We start from the raw sequence: 18,666 nt of genomic DNA, 5'->3' as shown, positions 1-18,666 counted from the left end.
AAGCCTTTGTTATGAATGCAAAATAAGAAGGATTACTTAGGCATTAGACGAGCAATTTTCGGCGTAAAAATTTTTAGATACTTGCTATAAAATTAATTTGCTCGTTAAAAAAATTGACTGTGTTATATTTTTTTGACACATTCAATGAAGGTGCTAAAACCGTGATCCAGCTTTCCCAGAGCCAAAAAATATATATTAAGTATATTTCCTTATCGATGTTTTTTGTGTTCTCTGTGGCCAGTTTGCAGTTTTATTTAAACATGGGGGGTATTTTAAAGCCTCAGCTGTATGCAGCCCCCATCTTAGTAAGTATTGTATTGGGCGCATTACTGGCTTCTCAGCGAGTTTTGCGCCTTAAGTTTGAAGCCGAGCGCGCTAAGTTTGGTGCCATCGTCGATATGGCAGAAGAGTTCAGTTATATTCAACAACTCGATGGCGCTTACAGCTATGTTTCTCCCGCCAGTGAGCTCTTAACGGGCCATGCCCCCGCAGACTTTTTAAATCAACCCTTGTTCTTCGAATCGTTGATTTTTGATGAAGACCTTTCAAAGTTTAAAGCCTACCAAGCTAATTTGGCTCAGCATATTTTTGATAATGCTGTTGAGATACGGCTGATTCATAAAAACGGCCAGATTGTTTGGGTGCGCCACAGTCGTCGCGAGGTGCGTGATGCAGAGGTCGTGGTGGCTTTCAGCGTGACTAATACCAACATTACGCGTTATATTGAGCAAGAAGCGGCGTTACAAGAAATGGTTTTTACTGATCCCCTAACGCATTTGCCAAATAGACGCTTCCTTAAAGAACATTTAGCAAAACGCTTAGATTTGGCTCAGCCATTTAGTTTGGCAATGATGGATTTAAATCGCTTTAAGTATGTCAACGATACCCTAGGTCATACCGTTGGCGATAAATTGTTGGTGGATTTAAGCCAAAAAATTCAAGGCGCTTTGCCTCCTAACGCTTCATTTGCTCGCTTTGGGGGTGATGAGTTTGTGTTTGTGGTGGATGAATCTGTCGATATGCCGCTCTTGATTAGTGAGGTTTGCGAAGTGATTAAGCAGCCCATTGATTTAGCGGGGCAGCGTTTACAGGTTTCTGCCAGTTTTGGTTGGGTGCGGGCGCCTGAGGATGGGCAAGATGTCGACAGCTTAATAAAGTTTGCCGATGCCGCCATGTATGAAGCTAAGCGAACGCCAGGCTTGTCTGTGCAGGCTTATCGAAATGCGGGGCATCAGGGGCACGAGCGGTTGCTAAAAATTGAGCACAAGTTAGGCGATGCGGTTTTAGATGGCAAGATTGTGCCCTTTTTTCAACCCATGGTAGATTCGCAAACTTTGCAGGTCGCAGGTGTTGAGTGTTTGGCGAGATGGCAAGATGAAGACATGGGCACCATCTACCCAGATGAATTTATTCCATTGGCTGAAGCCACAGGGTTGATTGTGGATTTGGGGTATCAAATTTTAGATAAGGCGCTTGAGGTTGGCAGTCGATTAAATGCGAATGAGGGGGTGGAAGTTTATTTTTCAGTCAATATTTCCCCTATTCAATTGTTTGAAGAAGCGTTTGTGGGCAATGTAGAGCAGTTAATCAAACACCATCAATTCCCGGTGCATTTGCTTAAGTTAGAAGTGACTGAAAGTCTGTTTATGGGTGGCGATATTCAGGCCAGAGAAACCTTGATGCGCTTGAGAAAATTGGGCGTGCAAATTGCCTTAGATGATTTTGGCACAGGTTATGCCGCTTTGGCGGTTTTGCGAGATGCCTGTTTGGATGTTTTAAAAATTGATAAGTCGTTTGTCAGTGCGATGACACCAGGCAACTTGGATCAGATATTGGTTAAACAAATCGTGGAAATGGCGCATGCCATGAATTTAAAAGTGGTTGCAGAAGGCGTTGAAACCCAAGAGCATCAAGATTTTTTACAATCCATTGGTTGTGATTATAGCCAAGGGTATTTGTGGAGTCGTCCGGTTGCTGAAGCCACCTTTTGCGGGTGGCTTAGAGATAAGATGGGTGCTGAGCGTTAGTGATGGTTATAACTTTCGAATAAACTCGATAACACGTTGCGTTTCGGGGCGTATGCCTCGCCATAGAAAAAAAGCTTCTGCGGCTTGTCCGACCAACATACCCAAGCCATCACGCACTTGGCAGTTAGGTTGTGCTTGTTTTGCCCAGTTCATAAAAATGGTCGGTTCTTTGCCATACATCATGTCGTAAACCAAACTGTTTTGGCAAATCACGGCTGTGGATATGGGCGGGAGTTTGTTATCCAAGCTGGCGGATGTACCATTTATAATCAAATCAAAAGGTTGCTCTGGAATGTCTTGCCAGCCGCTGGCGGTGATGGGGCATTGGCTGCTAAAGCGTTCGCCCAATTTTAAAGCGCGCTCAGCGGTGCGGTTGGCGATGTGTACTAGGCTCGGGTTTAAGGCGAGTAGGGGTTCTAAAATACCTTGTACGGCACCGCCTGCGCCCAAAATCAAAACACTTTTACCGCTAATCTCAAAAGCTGCATTCTGAGTGATGTCGTTCATTAGGCCAACGCCATCGGTGTTGTCGCCCAAAACACGGCCATCTTCTTGAAACACAAAAGTATTCACGGCATGCGCTTGTTGTGCTCTGGGTGTGAGTTCATCTGCATATTCAAACGCATTGAGTTTGTAAGGTACGGTAATATTAATACCCTTATACCCTTGCATTTTAAAGATGGCCATTTCATGGTCAAAAGTGGTTTGGTCGCTGTCGATGCGTATGGCTTCATAAACCATGTCTTGCCCAGTTTGTTCGGCAAACAATCGATGAATGGTGGGGGATTTTGAATGGGCGATTGGGTCGCCCACGACTGCATATAGATCGGTCATGCTTTGGCCTCTTTCAGCCAAATAGCCGCTTCTTTAGCGTAGTAGGTCAAAATGCCATCAGCCCCAGCGCGTTTGCAACTCAGTAGGGTTTCAAGCACTACGGCTTGTTCGTTAATCCAGCCATTATGCGCCGCTGCTTTTAACATGGCGTATTCTCCACTCACATGATAAACAAAGGTTGGCGCTTTAAACTCAGTTTTAATTCGGTAAACAATGTCTAAATAAGGCAGGCCAGGTTTTACCATGACCATATCTGCGCCTTCATTTAAATCCATCGCCACCTCATGTAATGCTTCGTTACTATTGGCAGGGTCCATTTGATAGGTGTATTTGTCCGCTTTGCCTAGGTTGCCTGCCGAGCCAACCGCATCTCTAAAAGGCCCATAAAACGAAGATGCGTATTTGGCAGAATAAGCCATGATACGTGTATGAATGTGGCCATGTTCTTCCAGGAGTTCGCGGATTTCAATAATACGACCATCCATCATATCAGATGGTCCTATGACATCGGCGCCAGCTTCTGCGTGCGACAAGGCTTGTTGCATTAAGACATCAATAGTATCGTCGTTGAGGACATAACCATTTTCATCAATAATGCCATCTTGACCATGCGTGGTGAAAGGATCAAGGGCAACATCGGTCATCACGCCCATTTCTGGTACGGCTTCTTTAATGGCACGAATTGCGCGTTGTGCCAAACCGTCAGGGTTGTAGGCTTCTTCGGCTTCAAGTGACTTGCAGTCGGCATCGGGTACCGGGAAAATCGCCATCATTGGTATGCCTAAATCAAATAGTTCTTGAGCTTCTTTCACCAAAAGGTCTATACTCAGCCGCTCAACGCCTGGCATGGATTTAACCGGCTGGCGTTGATTAAATCCTTCTATGACAAACATAGGATAGATAAGGTCGTTAGTCGTCAGGGTCGTTTCACGCATCAAGCGTCTAGAAAAGTTATCTTTGCGCATGCGGCGCATACGAGTAATGGGGAATTGGCGTTCAATCATAGTGGTTCTCGAGGCTCTGGCTTTTAAGTAAGCCATAAATCATACTCGGGGTCGGTCTAAAAATAAAGGAGCCCTTGTGCTAGATCAATTTGAATATACCTTTTTTGATGCTGAGATTGCTCAGCACTTTGCGGAACAATGTCATACGCTGGGATTAGAAACCGCAACAGCGGCGGATGAGTCACCCACTGGAGAAGACTTGTTTGAGGTTAAGGTGTTGGGTTCTTTGACAGATGAGCTGGCTGAACAAATCGAAGAGATTTATTCAGATATCTTGTTTGGTGAACAAGCCGCTCAAATTGAAGGCAATGAGGGTGAAGCGATTGCGGATGCTTGCGGAGTTCAAGTTCAATTAGCCTCGGGTGAGTTTACCACCGTGGCCGTTCATCCAAAAATCATGAACAAAATCTTATCGGTATTAACGATTGCTGAACTCCAAAAGTTTTTAGCGCAGGTGGCGGAAGATATTGAGAATCCAAAATCGGGTCCTATCTGCAGAAGAGAAAATTTGCCCGATTTATAAGGCTTTGAGCTAGGTGGATAGATAAATCTTACATGGGTTATAAAAAAATTATATAAGAAAATGCTAATTTTTCTTAGGGTGCAACTTGAAGTTAGGACGCATTAAATTTATCATAGCCTATTAGTATGACTTGCATTGAGTAAAGATTAACTCAGTCAACAAAACTAACCATAAATATAAACTCTTGAATCTGGGATGTTTTTGGTAAGCAAAAATATCAATCAAGGAGCATTAAATGACAGATCAAATCACTGAAAAGGTTGCGATTCAAACTGAAGAGAGTCGTAATCAAGGCCGTCGTGCTTTCCTAAAAGGAAGTGCGGCAGTAGCTGGAGGCGTGCTTTTCACTAAGGCCGCTTCTGCAAATGGCGCGGCAGGCTATGACGCTAAGAAAGCTGTTGCACCTTACGCTGGTAAAGCGGAAGAAACAGGCGTTCTTGCTGATAACGCAGCTCGTAAGAGCTTAGGTTTTGGTGTTCGTAAGTATCCTTACGGTATGCCTTCACCTTATGAAAAAGAAGTTCAGCGTCGTACTTTAGAATGGTTGACTCCAGATTCAATGGCGTCTATCACTATGACTCCGATTCAGAGCTTGCACGGTATCATCACGCCAAACGGTCTACATTTTGAGCGTTTCCACGGTGGTGTACCAACAATCAACCCAGATGATCACCGTTTAGTAATTCACGGTATGGTTGAGCGTCCATTAATTTTCACGATGGATGACCTAAAGCGTTTCCCATCAATTTCTCGTATTCACTTCGTTGAGTGTCCTGCTAACGGCGCAATGGAATGGAAAGGTGTTCAGTTGAACTCAGTTCAGTGGACTCACGGGATGATGTCTTGTGTTGAATACACAGGTGTTCGTGTTTCTGACTTATTAAAAGAAGCGGGTATCAAGCCAGAAGGTAAGTGGATTATTCCAGAAGGTGCTGATGCATCTGGTATGGCGCGTTCTCTACCAATCGACTTAGCAATGGATGACTGTTTTATTGCTTACGCGCAAAACGGTGAAGCATTGCGTCAAGAACAAGGTTACCCAATTCGTTTAGTGGTTCCTGGTTGTGAAGCGAACATGTGGGTTAAATACCTACGCCGTATTCAAGTCACTGATAGCCCATTACAACACCGTGAAGAAACCTCTAAGTACACTGAGTTAATGCCAGATGGTACTGCACAGCGTTTCTCTTGGTACATGGAAGCTAACTCAGTTATCACTTACCCATCACCAGACTTCAAAATGCAAGGTCCTGGTAAATACTTTGTTCGTGGTCTAGCTTGGTCTGGCCGTGGTAAAGTTGCTCATGTTGATGTGTCTTTTGACGGTGGTAAGAACTGGAAAGAAGCACATTTCACTTCAGCGGTCCTAGACAAAGCTTGGACTCGTTTTGAAGTTGAGTGGGATTGGGATGGTTCTGAAGCCTTTATGATGAGCCGTGTAACTGATGAAACTGGTTATGTTCAACCTCCTATGCCTCAAATGCGTAAGCTAGAAGGAACAAACAACGTTTACCACCGTACAGCGATGGTAACTTGGAGAGTTCTTCCTTGGGATAATGGTCAAAACGGAGGCATGATTGAAAATGTTCAATACTAAAACTACATTCGTTGCAGCAGCAGTTGCAACTTTATTCGCAGGTTCTGCGATGGCAATGTCTGGTTCTTCAGACACTGCTGGCGGTTTACCCGCTGCTAAAATGGATGGCAAGTATGCTTCTAACTATGCAGAAATCATCAAGGCAGCAGACGGCAAATACCTAGACGCTAAAGTTATTGAAGCGATTCTAGGGAAAGAAGCGACTCATGGTCGTAACGGTTTGGAAGGAAAATTAGATCCTGCTAACCCTTACTCTTTCGAAGTGGATGACAGCATTGACGGTGGTAACCACGGTAACGCTCAGTGTAAGATTCCAGCAGCTTTCGTTGAAGTTCACGAAAGTGCTCACAAAAACTATTATGGTGACTCTAAGTTCGTTGCCTATGGTTTTGGTAAGCCAATCGCTGAAGGTGCTTTGGCTAAGTGGAACATCACTGCAGACGGAAACGGACACGGTTTACCAGACGCTTCTGTTGGTATGACCGTTGAAGAAGGTGCTAAGGTTTATGTACAGTTCTGTTCAATGTGTCACGGTGAATTCGGTGAAGGTGCTAAGGGTTACCTACCTTTAGCGGTTGAAGAAAACCTAGTGACTTCAGACTTCAAAGACCCAGCACCTATGAAAGCTGTTGGTAACTACTGGCCCTATGCGACAACTTTGTTTGATTACAACCGTCGTGCAATGCCTTTCTGGACGCCAAATGCTCCTTACATCGGTGACAAAGGATACATGGGGATTACAGGTTACATCCTACAATCTAACTATGTTCCAATGGATGAAAACGGCACAATGTTAGAAGATGATACTTTCTTCAACTCTGAAGTTTTAATGAAAATGAACAAGTTCATGAAAAACCAAGGGAACTTCTTCTGTGATCACCGTCCAGTTATCCATAACGAGCGTTGCATGAAGGATTGTGGTCCTGAAGTAGCAGGTCGTAATGGTAACATCCAAGACTACACGCAAGCGCGTCGTCTACCAGATGGTACACCACAGTACAACGTTGCTCAGCGTTTACATGAAGCAAAACCAGGTGTAGGTCACGAAGGGATGTAATCCTTTTACCCCAAGCCTAGTTTGAAAATAGCCCGCCTTGTGCGGGCTTTTTTTTGTCCATTTTTTTAATTGATGGCTTCATTTTTATAAAGTCATGTTTTTGAAAGCCTTTAGTTAAGTCTTTGCTAATATCAGCTTGTTTTTTTAAAACTAACTCCGTAAAATACACCGTTATTCCCGCTAAGCTATAACGCTTCATGGTGGGACAAACTCAAACTTAGGACATTAACATGGCTTTAATCGATCCATTTAATCGTAAAATTGAATATGTCAGGGTTTCTGTCACGGATAAATGTAATTACCGTTGTGGATACTGTATGCCCGAACAAGGTGTGCACCCTGAAGGTGAGCATACCGAATATTTATCTTATGATGAACTAGCGCGCATCATTAAAGCCTTTGTCAACTTAGGCGTGACCAAGGTTCGTATAACAGGCGGTGAGCCACTGGTCAGAAAAAATTTGCCGACCTTGATTGCCCAAATTAATGAATTTGAAGGCTTACAAGACATCGCCTTATCGACTAATGCTCATCACTTGGCAAGAGAAGCTTTAGCCCTTAAAGAAGCGGGCATTACTCGCGCCAATATATCGATTGATTCCCTAAAACCAGAACGCTTTAAAAACATCACGCGTGGCGGAGATTTATCTAAGGTTCTGGCCGGTGTTGACCGTGCCCTTGAAGTGGGTATGACCCCCATCAAGTTTAATATGGTGGTCATGAAAGGCACCAATGATGATGAAATTGAAGCCATGGTGGATTATGGACTAGAAAAAGGTGTTGAGGTGCGCTTTATCGAAACCATGCCCATCGGTCCTGCTGGCGTATCGATGATGAATCAGCACTATGCAGCGGAAAAGATTCTGGCGCGCGTTAGAGCTCATGTTGGCCAAGATTTAATCCCTTCACAGGGCAAGACACACGACGGTCCTTCGCGTAATTTTGTGATTGCAGGTACCAATACCCGTATAGGCGTTATCTCTGCCGTATCGCAACATTTCTGCGAAACTTGTAATCGTGTGCGTTTAACGGCAAGAGGAGTTTTAGCCTTGTGTTTGGGTCAAGAAGATTCGGTTGATTTACGCACCCCTTTAAGAGCGGGTATATCAGATGAAGAATTACAGCAACTCATTGTAGATGCCATGCTTAAAAAGCCAGAGAAGCATTTCTTTAACGAGAATGTTCACAATATTGAATTTAGACAAATGGTTTCACTGGGTGGTTAACCCAAAGTACAAGGAAGAGAAGATGATTGAGGTTTTATATTTTGCCAGCTTTAGAGAAGTATTGGGTCAATCACAAGAGTCATTGCCTGCTGAGCACGGCACCATTCAGGGTTTATTAGAAGCCTTAGGGGCGCGTGGTGAATCTTGGCGAGAAGCGTTACTTGAAAATCAAAATCTACAAATTGCGCTAAACCATGACATTACTCATCGTCACGCTCAGATTAAAGCGGGTGACGAAATTGCATTTTTCCCACCGGTGACCGGCGGCTGATTCATGTTTCCCCAAATTAAAATTCAAACAGAAGATTTTGATTTGTCGACCGAAATCAAACAACTCCGTGAAGCCTACAAAGATGTGGGCGCGGTGGTGAGTTTTGTTGGTACAGTAAGAGATATCAATGAGGGGGATGATGTATCTATTTTAGAATTAGAGCATTATCCGAACATGACCGAAAAAGCGCTTGAGAAAATTCGCCTAGAAGCGCATCAGCGTTGGGAATTACAAAACAGTTTGATTATTCATCGGGTTGGCAAAATGTACCCGCAAGATCAAATTGTGTTGGTGGCGGTGACCTCAAAGCACCGAGAAAACGCTTTTTTAGCCGCCCACTTTATTATGGATTATTTAAAAACCAATGCGCCTTTTTGGAAAAAAGAAACCCTGCCCGATGGCTCAGAGCGATGGGTGGATGCCAGAGTTTCAGATAAAGATGCGCATTCTCGTTGGCTAAAAGATTAAAATAGTCACCAACAAACAACCGATTTAACTGTCATTTCCCCGTTTTGCGGGGATTTTTTTTAGGAAGTCCCATGAAAACTTTTGATGAAGCGTTATTTTATTTATTAAGTAAGGCACAGGTTACCCAAAAAACCACTCAGATTGCGGTGCGCGAAGCCTTTAGTCGAGTGTTGGCGCAGGATATTATTTCACCCGTAAATGTGCCCGCTTATGACAACAGTATGATGGATGGTTATGCGTTACACAGTTATGACCTAGAGCATAACAATGTATTTGAAGTGAGTCAGCGTATTGCCGCTGGGCAAAAAGGTCAACCGCTAAAACCCGGAACGGTTGCCAGAATTTTTACCGGAGCGCCCATTCCAGAGGGTGCCAACTTGGTGGTGATGCAGGAGCATACCGAAGAAATTGCCAGTTCAGAAAACGGCCAAAAAACCATCCAGATTAATGAAAAAACAACCAGGCCTGGTCAAAATATCCGTGTGATTGGCGAAGATATTACTGAAAATGCGGTGATTTTAAAACAAGGGCAAAAACTTCGTGCGCAAGATTTAGGTTTAATCAGCAGTATAGGTTTGCCTGAAGTGTTGGTGTATGAACCCATTAAGGTTGCGACTTTTACCACGGGTGATGAATTATTAGAGCCAGGTCAAGCACCCGAGTTTGGTAAGGTGTTTAATGCGAACCGTGCCGTCTTGACTGGGGCGATTCAAAACTTAGGATTTGAATGGATCGATTTAGGCCGAGTTGAAGATACCCTTGAGGCCACAGTGGCTGCGATGCAAAAGGCCGCAAGCCTTGCAGATGTGGTGATTACGACTGGCGGAGTTTCTGTTGGCGAAGAGGATCATATTAAGCCTGCGATAGAGCAGTTAGGCTCTTTGGATATGTGGTCGGTCAAAATGAAGCCAGGTAAACCCTTGGCTTATGGTCAAATAGGTCAAACGCCATTTATTGGATTGCCGGGTAATCCGGTGAGTGCCTTTGCCACTTTTAATTTGTTTGCGCGCCCATTCTTGCTGAAAATGCAGGGCGCCAATGAATTAAAAGCCAAACCACTTTGGTTAGAAGCTGATTTTGAATGGCTTAAGCCAGGTTTTAGACGCGAATTTGCGCGGGCTCGTTTGGTGAATAAATATCAAAAAACCTTGGTCGAGATTTTCCCTAATCAGGGTTCGGGGGTGTTAACTTCGACGACCTGGGCAGATGGTTTTGTGGTTATTCCGGAAGACACGGCTATTCAGCGTGGCGATGTGGTTGCTTTTTATCCATTTAATCCGATTCAGGAGTAGGTTATGACAGCAGAGAATGGTTTAACGCATTTGGATGAAAAAGGTCAGGCGCGTATGGTTGATGTGGGGCAAAAAGCCCACACCGAAAGACAAGCCACGGCCTCGGCAACCATTTATATGCAACCTGAAACCCTCGCAATGATTGTTGAAGGTAAGCACAAAAAAGGGGATGTGATGGCTACCGCGCGAATTGCGGGCATTATGGCTGCCAAGCGTACGCCAGATTTAATCCCCATGTGTCACCCTTTGATGATTACTTCTGTTAAGGTCGAGTTGACGCCTAATTTAGAGCAGTCTTCGGTTGAGGTGTTAGCCACTTGCAAAACGGTTGGCCAAACGGGGATTGAAATTGAAGCCTTAACCGCCGCATCGATTGCCGCTTTAACCCTTTACGATATGTGTAAAGCCGTGGATCGCGGAATGGTGATTGATCAGGTGAAATTGCTGGAAAAAGTGGGCGGTAAAAGCGGTCATTGGACGCGCTGATTCGCTCAGTCTTGAAATTTTTACAGACAATAAAAAAGCCTTGTTACTGGTCGAGTAACAAGGCTTTTTTGCATTTTGGTGAGCCAAAATAATTACATAGCGTAGTACTGCAAGGCTTCAGGTCCTTTGGGGTCAAAAATGAGTTCTAAGCCTTTTTTAGGATAAAACCAATGATCAAGCCCATCACTTTCTTTAACGATGCGTTGTGGCGCACCAAAACGCTTTTGAATGGCTTCTTCTGATAAGCTCTTGCGCGGAATCAGTGTTAACAGGGTAAAAGGTTGGTTTTTAAGAAACAAGTCATCCTCTTGTGAAGGGGTGACTTCGCGGTTGCCCGATTCATTGATCGAGGTTTTCACACCACGGTCATATATGGCTTGAAGTTTGTCTGGGTCTACCTTTAGCTTGAGCACCATCGATGCATGAATCGTGCCTATATGAATAGATGGAAAAAACACTTCAGCAGATTTGCCTGACTCATCTTTTTTAGAAAAGATTTTGACGGTAATGTCATCCTTATAAAAACGCTGAGCTTGAAGTGCAGTGGTTTCCAAAGTAGTTAAACCAATCACTTTGACTTGTCCATTCTCTAAAGCAACCGCATTCCAGGGGAGTTGCTCTTCTGGAGTGGGTGTTCGGTCGGGTGACATCCACAACATCAATACAAACAAAACAATGCCTGCCAAAAGTACGATTAAAAAGGGCGGCATTTTTTTTAAAGACTGCATCAAAGAAGTCTGCTTGGCTTTTGTTGGCGACATTAAGACTGACCGTTTCCGGATTCATTCATCGATTTGACACCATCGTGTTTTACTTCATCAGAACCTTCACCTAACTCAATGTTTGAGTTTTCATCACGCGGTAAAAGTTTGGCAATTTTAGGGTCTTGAATCCCTTTGCCGGCATCATAGACTGAAATACCGGTTTGCATAAAGGTGATGAGTACCGCAACAAATATCACCACGGCTGAGAAGCGGATGGTGATGATTTCACCTAGGTTGGTTTTGGTGCCTTCGGTTGAAAAATCGTTCATACTAAAACCACCGGGGAAAATGGTATCTATTAAAAGGTAAATCAATACCATGCTGATGGCGACGCCATAGCTAAATAACAAGATGCGTCCTCGACGCCAAGCCAACATCCAATGTGAGGCGACAAACCAGCTTTCTGTTTTAATCTTTTTCTGGGTTTTAAAGTACAGCATTGCAATGACAGCACTAGAAACCAATGGGATTAACAGCAGTTCAAACGTTTGACCGATTTCCAAAACAATCATGGAAAAAAACAAGTGGGTTATGATGACATTGATGTTGAAAATGTGATGTGGAGTTTTAGCAGAGTGTAACTCTTGCTCAGTCACTTGATAGTGCATGGTGGTTTCCTGTGTTCGAAAATGCGAATATTTTAGAGTGTTGCCAAGCCGGCAACACTTGAATCAGGCTGAATATTTAAAACTGCTTGATGTAATTCAATAAAAAGTTGAGAACCTCTTGGTTCTCTTTTTCTACCGCAGCTAACTCAGCTTCTAAGCCCTTAGTTTGTCCAGCTTTGCCGGCATTTTCTAGGGCTAGGGCAAGGTTAGGTAATCTTGTGGCACCAATATTGGCTGAACTCCCTTTAAGGGTATGCGCATGCAATCTTAGGTTGGCAGCATTGTCAGTTGCGATGGCAGCTTTGATGTTTTTCATGGCATCAGGCGCAATATCAATAAAGCTTTGCAAAATCTCTTTCAAATCATCACCGATAACTTCTCTTAGCATATCTAAATTGTCAGTGTCGACGGCCGTTGTCATAATGCGTGTCCTTTTTATCGTTTTTTTGAATGGGGTTATTTGGCGTTTTCAGCAAGATAGCGGGTAAAGTCAGTCGATGTCATGGGTTTGCCAAATTTAAAGCCTTGGAAAATATCGCAATTGCGAGATTGTAAGTAGCTGACATGGAAGTCATCCTCAATCCCTTCAGCCACCACTTCTAAGCCCAGGCTGTTGGCCATGGCTAAAATGGTGTTTACTATTGCTTGACCCTGAGTGGTTTCTAAATTGATGATAAATGAGCGGTCAATTTTGATGGTGTCTATGGGGAAGCTATGTAGATAGGCTAACGAAGAATACCCTGTACCAAAGTCATCTATGGATAAAGAAACCCCTAAGGCCTTTAAACCTTTGAGTACAGAAATATTGTGGTCAGCATTGCTCATGGCTAGACTTTCGGTGATTTCAAAATCTAAAAATTTTGCAGGCAAGGTTGAGTGCGAGAGCACATTTTGGATGACATCCATTAAGTTGTCATTGGCGAACTGTCTGCCTGAGAGGTTAATCCCAATATGCAGATGGTCGTAGCCCATCTTGTGCCATTTTTCAGTTTCTTCAACCGCTTTGCGAATGATGAATTGTCCGATTTCAATGATGAGCCCAGTACTTTCCGCAATCGGAATAAATTGCACCGGTGAAATTAAGCCTTGTTTAGCGTGATTCCAGCGCACCAGCGCCTCAGCACCGTAAGGTTTTAGCGTTTTGGCATCCACTTGAGGCTGGAAATAAACTTCAATTTCATTGCGCTCTAGGGCTTTGTATAAATCATTTTCTAAGAGCAGTTGTGATTTAGCCTGTTGATTCATATCTTTTTGGTAAAGCGCGAATTGATTGCCACCTAACGCCTTGGCTTGCGCTCTCGCCACATTGGCGTTGGCCAATAGGTGGTTAGCGGTTTTACCGTCTTGATGGACTATCGCTACCCCAAAACTGAAGGTGATAAACAGCTCTTGGTCGCCAATCAGATAAGGGCGAGATAAGTCATTAAAAATGCGATTTAAAGATAAGTTCAGTTCCGCCAAGCTATGAGCGTGTTTAATGACGATGGCAAACTCATCACTGCCTAAGCGCGCCACAAAGTCGTCTTCACGGGTGACTTTTTTCAGGCGATTGGCCAGCGTCATCAGCAATAAGTCGCCATTGTTTTGACCTAGGTTGTCATTGATGATTTTAAAACGATCAATGTCTAAAACAATCGTGGCCGATAAAGCACTGATTTGCGCAGAAGCATTGCTTTCGATTAAGTTCTGCAGGTATTTATTAAAATAACTACGGTTGGCAAGGTCTGTCAGGCTGTCATGGTTGGCCTGATAGTCAATGATAGACTCAGCTTTATGGAGGCGACTGATATCCTGTGCAGAGCCAGTGATTTTGATGAGCTTGCCTTCTTTGTCATAAGAGGCATCTCCTAAACAGTCGATGTGCAGTAAATTTTGGTTAGGGTGCATGACCCTAAAGCTCACCTGAACATGACTTTCGCCTCGTTGGGCATCTGAAATGGCTTGTTGCAGTAGCGGCATATCTTTCGGAGCCACTTTGGAGATGAACATATCTATCGGCATATCTTCTTGTGCCGGCACGCCCATCAGTTCAAAAGCTGAGTTTGAGCCATTAACGGAGTCTTTAGTTGCGTCCCATTCCCAATAACCCAGTTTTGCCAAACGCAACGCATAGTTAAGGTGAACTTGGCTGGAACGAAGTTCTTCTTCTGTTTTGGAGGCTTTAAGGGCGTATTTAAGTCTTTGACCCAAGAGTCCCCAGTTGATAGGTTTGGTTATAAAGTCAGTCGCGCCGGCGTTAAAGGCATGATCAATGGATTCCATGTCTTCTAAGGCGGTTAGCATAATAATGGGGGTCGCTTGGCCAGTTTCGTAGTTGCGAATGGCTTGTGTGGCGGCATAGCCGTCCATGACGGGCATCATCACATCCATTAGGATAAGGGCAGGTTTCTCTTCGCAAAATCGACTGAAACCAAGTTGGCCGTTTTCAGCCTGAATGACTTGATAGCCAGTTTTTTGCAGGATTTTGGTAAGTGTTAAGCGTGTCACCATGTCATCGTCTATGACAAGGATTTTAACCGCTGAATGGCTTTGAAGACTGGACACAAAAAAATCCTACTAATAAAAATTTAGAACGTTAGTTTAAAGCCTTTTGTGCAAAAAACCAATCTTTTCAATGCGCTAAGCGGATAGATTCTTTTTTAGCGGATGTCGGGTAATTATTAATGACAACTTTTAAGGTTTGTTAAGTGGTGGTTAAGCGTTGTCGAATAATTCGGCAAATTCTTGGGTTGCCTTAACCAAGGCTTGAGTGGTTGCTCTTTCCATCGCTGAGTGACCGGATAGGTCGCAAATGACTAAGTTGGCATTAGGTAAAGCTTGGCTTAGGGCAAACGCTTGATTAATAGGGCACACCATGTCATAACGACCTTGCACAATGGTTGTGGGTATTTTTTTAAGGACTTGAGCGTTTTTTAAAATTTGATTGGGTTCTATAAATGCATGATTCACAAAGTAGTGGCATTCAATGCGTGCCATTGCTAAAGCATGAATGGGGTCGCCAAAATGATTCACCAAGTCTTTGTCGAGTTCAAGGGTGGATGTTCGGCCTTCCCAAATCGACCAGGCTTCGGCGGCTTGCATGCGCGCAATTTCGTTGTCACCCGTTAAGCGTTGATAATAGGATTTAATCATGTGAGTGCGTTCTGCTTCGGGGATGGGCGCAATAAAATCTTGCCAATAATCTGGAAAAAATCGGTCAGCACCCTGTTGGTAAAACCAGTTAACATCTTCATCACGACATAAGAATATGCCTCGCAAAATTAAACCCAAAACTCTCTCGGGATAAGTTTGCGCATACAGCAAAGACAGGGTTGAACCCCAGGAGCCGCCAAATAAAACCCATTTTTCAATATTCAAATGGCGGCGAATCTTTTCAATGTCTTCAATTAAATGCGGTGTGGTGTTATTGGTTAAGCAGGCATGGGGACGCGAACGCCCACAACCGCGTTGATCAAATAGCACGATGCGATAAACGCTGGGGTCAAAATAACGACGATGAATCGGTCCATAACCTCCGCCAGGTCCACCATGCACAAATAAAACAGGAATGCCTTGCGGGTTGCCACATTCTTCCAAATGTAAATGATGAATAGAGTCGACCTGTAAGCTATGTTGGCTGTAGGGCTCTAGGTGCGGGAATAAAAGGGTGTCGATGGTTTTCATATGAGGCTTGGCCTTAAAATTCGTTAAATCAATTTTAGCGAATTTTAGCTGCCAGAAAATAAAAAAGCGTGCACAAGGCACGCTTTTAAGGGTTTTGTGGCTTAAAAATAACCAGGCCTGGTCATTTTTAGGCGCTTTTGAGCTTAGTCTTGCTTTTTACGGCCAGCACTTTTACGATCTTGTTCTGTGAGCAACTTTTTACGGATACGAACGCTTTTTGGTGTGACTTCAACTAACTCGTCATCATCAATGAACTCTAAGGCTTGTTCTAGCGTGAAACGAATCGGTGGTACTAAAGTTAAGGCTTCGTCTGTACCAGAAGCACGCATGTTAGTCAGTTGCTTACCTTTCAAACCGTTAACTGTTAAGTCGTTTGAACGAGAATGCAAGCCGATAATCATCCCTTCATAAATCTCTTCACCGTGACCAATGTACATGCGTCCACGATCTTGTAGGTTGAAAAGTGCGAAGGCTAGGGCTTTACCTGTACCGTTAGAAATCAATACACCGTTTTGTCTTTCGCCCAATGTCCCTGTAAATTTAGGACCATAGTGCGAGAAGCTAGAGAAGATTAAACCTTCACCTTGGGTGGCGGTCATGAACTCAGTACGGAAGCCAATCAAGCCGCGCGATGGAATGATAAAGTCGATACGCACACGGCCGTGACCATCCATAACCATGTCACGCATTTCGGCTTTACGCATCCCTAGTTTTTCCATGATCGTCCCTTGAGACTCTTCAGGAACATCAACGGTCAGGTTTTCGTAAGGCTCGTGAATTTCACCATCCACTTCACGGAAGATAACTTCAGGGCGAGAAATCCCCATTTCATAACCTTCACGACGCATGTTTTCAATCAATACTGACAAGTGAAGTTCACCACGACCAGAAACACGGAATTTGTTGGCATCTTCAGTTTCTTCAACTTTAAGCGCGACATTGGTGAGTAATTCTTTATCTAAACGCTCACGGATTTGACGAGAAGTTAATAACTTACCTTCTTTACCCACAAATGGAGAGTCGTTAACTTGGAAAGTCATGCTCACCGTTGGGCGGTCAACCACTAAAGGTGGAAGCGCTTCTGGGTGGTTAGGGTCACACAAGGTGTCAGAAATGTTTAATGGATCTAAACCAGAGAAAGCCACGATGTCACCGGCATGCGCCTCATCCACATTGTATTTTTCTAGACCTAGGTAACCAAAAATTTCAGCAATCTTACCGCGACGAACTTTACCGTCTGCACCCACGACGCTAACCGTCATACCTGCTTGAGCAGCACCACGCGTGATACGACCTGTTCCGATAACACCTTTGTAGTTGTCATAATCTAAAGCGATACACTGTAATTGGAAAGGACCGGCCAAATCAACATCAGGAGAAGGCACTTTGTCTACAACCATTTGGAAGATGGGATCCATCGTTCCTTCACGAACACTGCTGTCTAAACCAGCATAGCCACTTAAGCCAGACGCGTAAATAACTTGGAAGTCCATTTGTTCATCGGTTGCACCTAAACGGTCAAACAAATCAAAAGTTTGGTCTAGAACCCAGTCAGGACGCGCAGAAGGGCGGTCAACTTTGTTGATAACAACGATTGGCTTTAAGCCGCGCTTAAGGGCTTTTTCAGTTACGAAACGCGTTTGTGGCATAGGGCCATCAACGGAATCTACCAGTAGCAAAACTGAGTCAACCATTGATAAAATACGCTCTACTTCACCACCAAAGTCGGCGTGGCCGGGTGTATCAACGATGTTGATACGGTAACCGTTCCAGTCAACCGCAGTGTTTTTAGCAAGGATGGTGATTCCGCGTTCTTTTTCAAGATCATTAGAGTCCATCATACGCTCAGTGGTTTCTTTACGAACATTGTCGAAAGTCCCTGATTGTTTTAAAAGTTGGTCAACCAGTGTAGTTTTACCATGGTCAACGTGGGCAATGATTGCAATATTGCGGATATGATCGGTTTTCATCCAAGAATCTCTAATGATTTAAAAAGGGCGCATTATAATGTATTTGGTGATGGCAATGGAAAAAAGTTGTGAATTTTCAATAAGTTTGCTACCCAATAAAAATTCTTAACAAAATGTACAAAAAAGGATTGTTGAATGAGTCGATATTCAAATAATTTTAATAACGATGACTGGTCTTACGGAGAAGAAGATCCCATGGAAATGGACGATTGGGATGAGGAGTCTGACGAGGACGAAGTCGATGAGGAAGAATATGAAGAAACCGCTTGTGGCGTGAAAATTCAGCCAGAAGCGGTGGACGAACCTTGGCAAGATTACTAAATTTAATCAGAGCGCCAAGGATGGGTGCTAACAGTTGTTATCTTTAGAAGGTGGGGCGCTTTGCTTGGTGTGCGTGACAAAACTTTGTAATACGCCATAAGCCATGGTGCCTCCCACTATGCCTATGAGTGCGAAAACAGCGCCCATTTTACCTTCCCCCAGCATCGCCGGAATGGTTCCCGGGCAAGAAGCGGTCATGGCCCAGCCGATTCCAAAAATAAATGCCCCAGTCACTAAACCGGCTTGATAGGGTTTTTTAACAAAATCGACCTCGCAACCTGTTGAAAGTGCGTTGACATGAAATCTTTTTAATAACAAAACGCCAATCATTGCCACGATCACTGCTGTTCCAATCACTTCCATTAATTGAAAATCGATAAATAAAAACATCTGGGCGTGAAAGTCATAGGTGGTTGCACCTGCACGACTCATTAAAAAACCAAACAAAGCGCCCATCAAAAGTGCCAATACATGGGTACGGTAAGCAAAGTTGAATGAAATCAGAATCAGCTTAAAGTTTTTTAAAAATGGAAATTCAAACATAATCAATCCTAA

20 protein-coding genes are annotated in these 18,666 nt (G+C 43.8%); 10 read left to right on the top strand and 10 right to left on the bottom strand.

Annotated features, from left to right (window positions below; genetic code table 11):
- Positions 1-215 precede the first annotated feature (215 nt).
- Complete coding sequence (locus THMIRH_RS10640; RefSeq protein ID WP_173292067.1) at positions 216-2,027, top strand: putative bifunctional diguanylate cyclase/phosphodiesterase; 1,812 nt, start codon at positions 216-218, stop codon at positions 2,025-2,027.
- Between the two features lie 6 nt (positions 2,028-2,033).
- Here the strand turns inward: THMIRH_RS10640 and aroE are convergent, their stop codons facing one another.
- Both aroE and hemB read right to left on the bottom strand, forming a co-directional pair.
- Positions 2,034-2,861 carry a shikimate dehydrogenase gene (aroE, locus tag THMIRH_RS10635; RefSeq protein ID WP_173292066.1) on the bottom strand — a complete coding sequence of 276 codons (828 nt, stop codon included), beginning with the start codon at positions 2,859-2,861 and terminating at the stop codon, positions 2,034-2,036.
- The gene (hemB, locus tag THMIRH_RS10630) at positions 2,858-3,865 is read right to left on the bottom strand and encodes a porphobilinogen synthase (protein WP_173292517.1); all 1,008 of its coding nucleotides are present in this window, start codon (positions 3,863-3,865) and stop codon (positions 2,858-2,860) included. Before hemB ends, aroE begins: the two co-directional genes overlap by 4 nt.
- A gap of 76 nt (positions 3,866-3,941) precedes the next feature.
- Between hemB and THMIRH_RS10625 the strand changes: the two genes are divergently transcribed.
- The 3 genes from THMIRH_RS10625 (at position 3,942) to THMIRH_RS10615 (ending at position 7,042) form a co-directional block, all read left to right on the top strand.
- Positions 3,942-4,388 (top strand): hypothetical protein, encoded by a 447-nt coding sequence (locus THMIRH_RS10625; RefSeq protein WP_173292065.1) that lies wholly within the window; start codon positions 3,942-3,944, stop codon positions 4,386-4,388.
- 235 nt (positions 4,389-4,623) lie between these two features.
- Entirely contained in the window at positions 4,624-5,985 is a 1,362-nt protein-coding gene (gene soxC / locus THMIRH_RS10620) for a sulfite dehydrogenase (protein ID WP_173292064.1), read from the top strand.
- Entirely contained in the window at positions 5,972-7,042 is a 1,071-nt protein-coding gene (locus THMIRH_RS10615) for a c-type cytochrome (RefSeq protein ID WP_173292063.1), read from the top strand. The genes soxC and THMIRH_RS10615 overlap by 14 nt, the downstream gene beginning before the upstream one ends.
- Before the next feature lie 16 nt (positions 7,043-7,058).
- Here THMIRH_RS10615 and THMIRH_RS12090 read toward each other — a convergent pair whose 3' ends face one another.
- Positions 7,059-7,241: a hypothetical protein gene (locus THMIRH_RS12090; protein ID WP_207710568.1), complete on the bottom strand. Its 183-nt coding sequence runs from the start codon at positions 7,239-7,241 to the stop codon at positions 7,059-7,061.
- 31 nt (positions 7,242-7,272) lie between these two features.
- Here THMIRH_RS12090 and moaA point away from each other — a divergent pair, with 31 nt between their 5' ends.
- From moaA to moaC, 5 genes are all read left to right on the top strand, one after another.
- A complete protein-coding gene (gene moaA, locus THMIRH_RS10610) occupies positions 7,273-8,268 on the top strand; it encodes a GTP 3',8-cyclase MoaA (protein ID WP_173292062.1) in 996 nt (331 codons plus the stop codon).
- Positions 8,269-8,290: 22 nt separating this feature from the next.
- Complete coding sequence (gene moaD / locus THMIRH_RS10605; protein WP_173292061.1) at positions 8,291-8,539, top strand: molybdopterin converting factor subunit 1; 249 nt, start codon at positions 8,291-8,293, stop codon at positions 8,537-8,539.
- A gap of 3 nt (positions 8,540-8,542) precedes the next feature.
- Positions 8,543-9,007, top strand: a complete 465-nt coding sequence (gene moaE / locus THMIRH_RS10600; protein WP_173292060.1) for a molybdopterin synthase catalytic subunit MoaE — start codon at positions 8,543-8,545, stop codon at positions 9,005-9,007.
- A gap of 71 nt (positions 9,008-9,078) precedes the next feature.
- Positions 9,079-10,299, top strand: coding sequence for a molybdopterin molybdotransferase MoeA (locus THMIRH_RS10595; RefSeq protein WP_173292059.1), 1,221 nt, complete (start codon positions 9,079-9,081; stop codon positions 10,297-10,299).
- 3 nt (positions 10,300-10,302) lie between these two features.
- On the top strand, positions 10,303-10,785 hold the full coding sequence (gene moaC, locus THMIRH_RS10590) for a cyclic pyranopterin monophosphate synthase MoaC (RefSeq protein WP_173292058.1): 483 nt from the start codon (positions 10,303-10,305) through the stop codon (positions 10,783-10,785).
- A 92-nt stretch (positions 10,786-10,877) separates the two neighbouring features.
- Here the strand turns inward: moaC and THMIRH_RS10585 are convergent, their stop codons facing one another.
- From THMIRH_RS10585 to typA, 6 genes are all read right to left on the bottom strand, one after another.
- Positions 10,878-11,546, bottom strand: a complete 669-nt coding sequence (locus THMIRH_RS10585) for a hypothetical protein (RefSeq protein ID WP_173292057.1) — start codon at positions 11,544-11,546, stop codon at positions 10,878-10,880.
- The gene (locus THMIRH_RS10580; RefSeq protein ID WP_173292056.1) at positions 11,546-12,157 is read right to left on the bottom strand and encodes a hypothetical protein; all 612 of its coding nucleotides are present in this window, start codon (positions 12,155-12,157) and stop codon (positions 11,546-11,548) included. The genes THMIRH_RS10585 and THMIRH_RS10580 overlap by 1 nt, the downstream gene beginning before the upstream one ends.
- 76 nt (positions 12,158-12,233) lie before the next feature.
- Positions 12,234-12,578 (bottom strand): Hpt domain-containing protein, encoded by a 345-nt coding sequence (locus tag THMIRH_RS10575; RefSeq protein ID WP_173292055.1) that lies wholly within the window; start codon positions 12,576-12,578, stop codon positions 12,234-12,236.
- 35 nt (positions 12,579-12,613) lie between these two features.
- Complete coding sequence (locus THMIRH_RS10570; RefSeq protein ID WP_243831446.1) at positions 12,614-14,701, bottom strand: EAL domain-containing protein; 2,088 nt, start codon at positions 14,699-14,701, stop codon at positions 12,614-12,616.
- 150 nt (positions 14,702-14,851) lie between these two features.
- Positions 14,852-15,820 (bottom strand): prolyl aminopeptidase, encoded by a 969-nt coding sequence (gene pip / locus THMIRH_RS10565; RefSeq protein ID WP_173292054.1) that lies wholly within the window; start codon positions 15,818-15,820, stop codon positions 14,852-14,854.
- Positions 15,821-15,963: 143 nt separating this feature from the next.
- Positions 15,964-17,790: a translational GTPase TypA gene (gene typA / locus THMIRH_RS10560; protein ID WP_173292053.1), complete on the bottom strand. Its 1,827-nt coding sequence runs from the start codon at positions 17,788-17,790 to the stop codon at positions 15,964-15,966.
- A gap of 135 nt (positions 17,791-17,925) precedes the next feature.
- On the opposite strand from typA, the gene THMIRH_RS10555 reads away from it, so the two are divergent.
- Positions 17,926-18,111, top strand: coding sequence for a hypothetical protein (locus tag THMIRH_RS10555; RefSeq protein ID WP_173292052.1), 186 nt, complete (start codon positions 17,926-17,928; stop codon positions 18,109-18,111).
- Positions 18,112-18,138: 27 nt separating this feature from the next.
- On the opposite strand, the gene THMIRH_RS10550 is transcribed toward THMIRH_RS10555, so the two are convergent.
- Positions 18,139-18,654, bottom strand: coding sequence for a YeeE/YedE thiosulfate transporter family protein (locus THMIRH_RS10550; RefSeq protein WP_173292051.1), 516 nt, complete (start codon positions 18,652-18,654; stop codon positions 18,139-18,141).
- Positions 18,655-18,666: the final 12 nt, after the last annotated feature.

The organism is Thiosulfativibrio zosterae (assembly GCF_011398155.1).
GTDB lineage: Bacteria > Pseudomonadota > Gammaproteobacteria > Thiomicrospirales > Thiomicrospiraceae > Thiosulfativibrio > Thiosulfativibrio zosterae.
The sequence above is the reverse complement of the archived record's forward strand: the minus strand, read 5'-3'. Positions and strand labels throughout refer to the sequence as shown.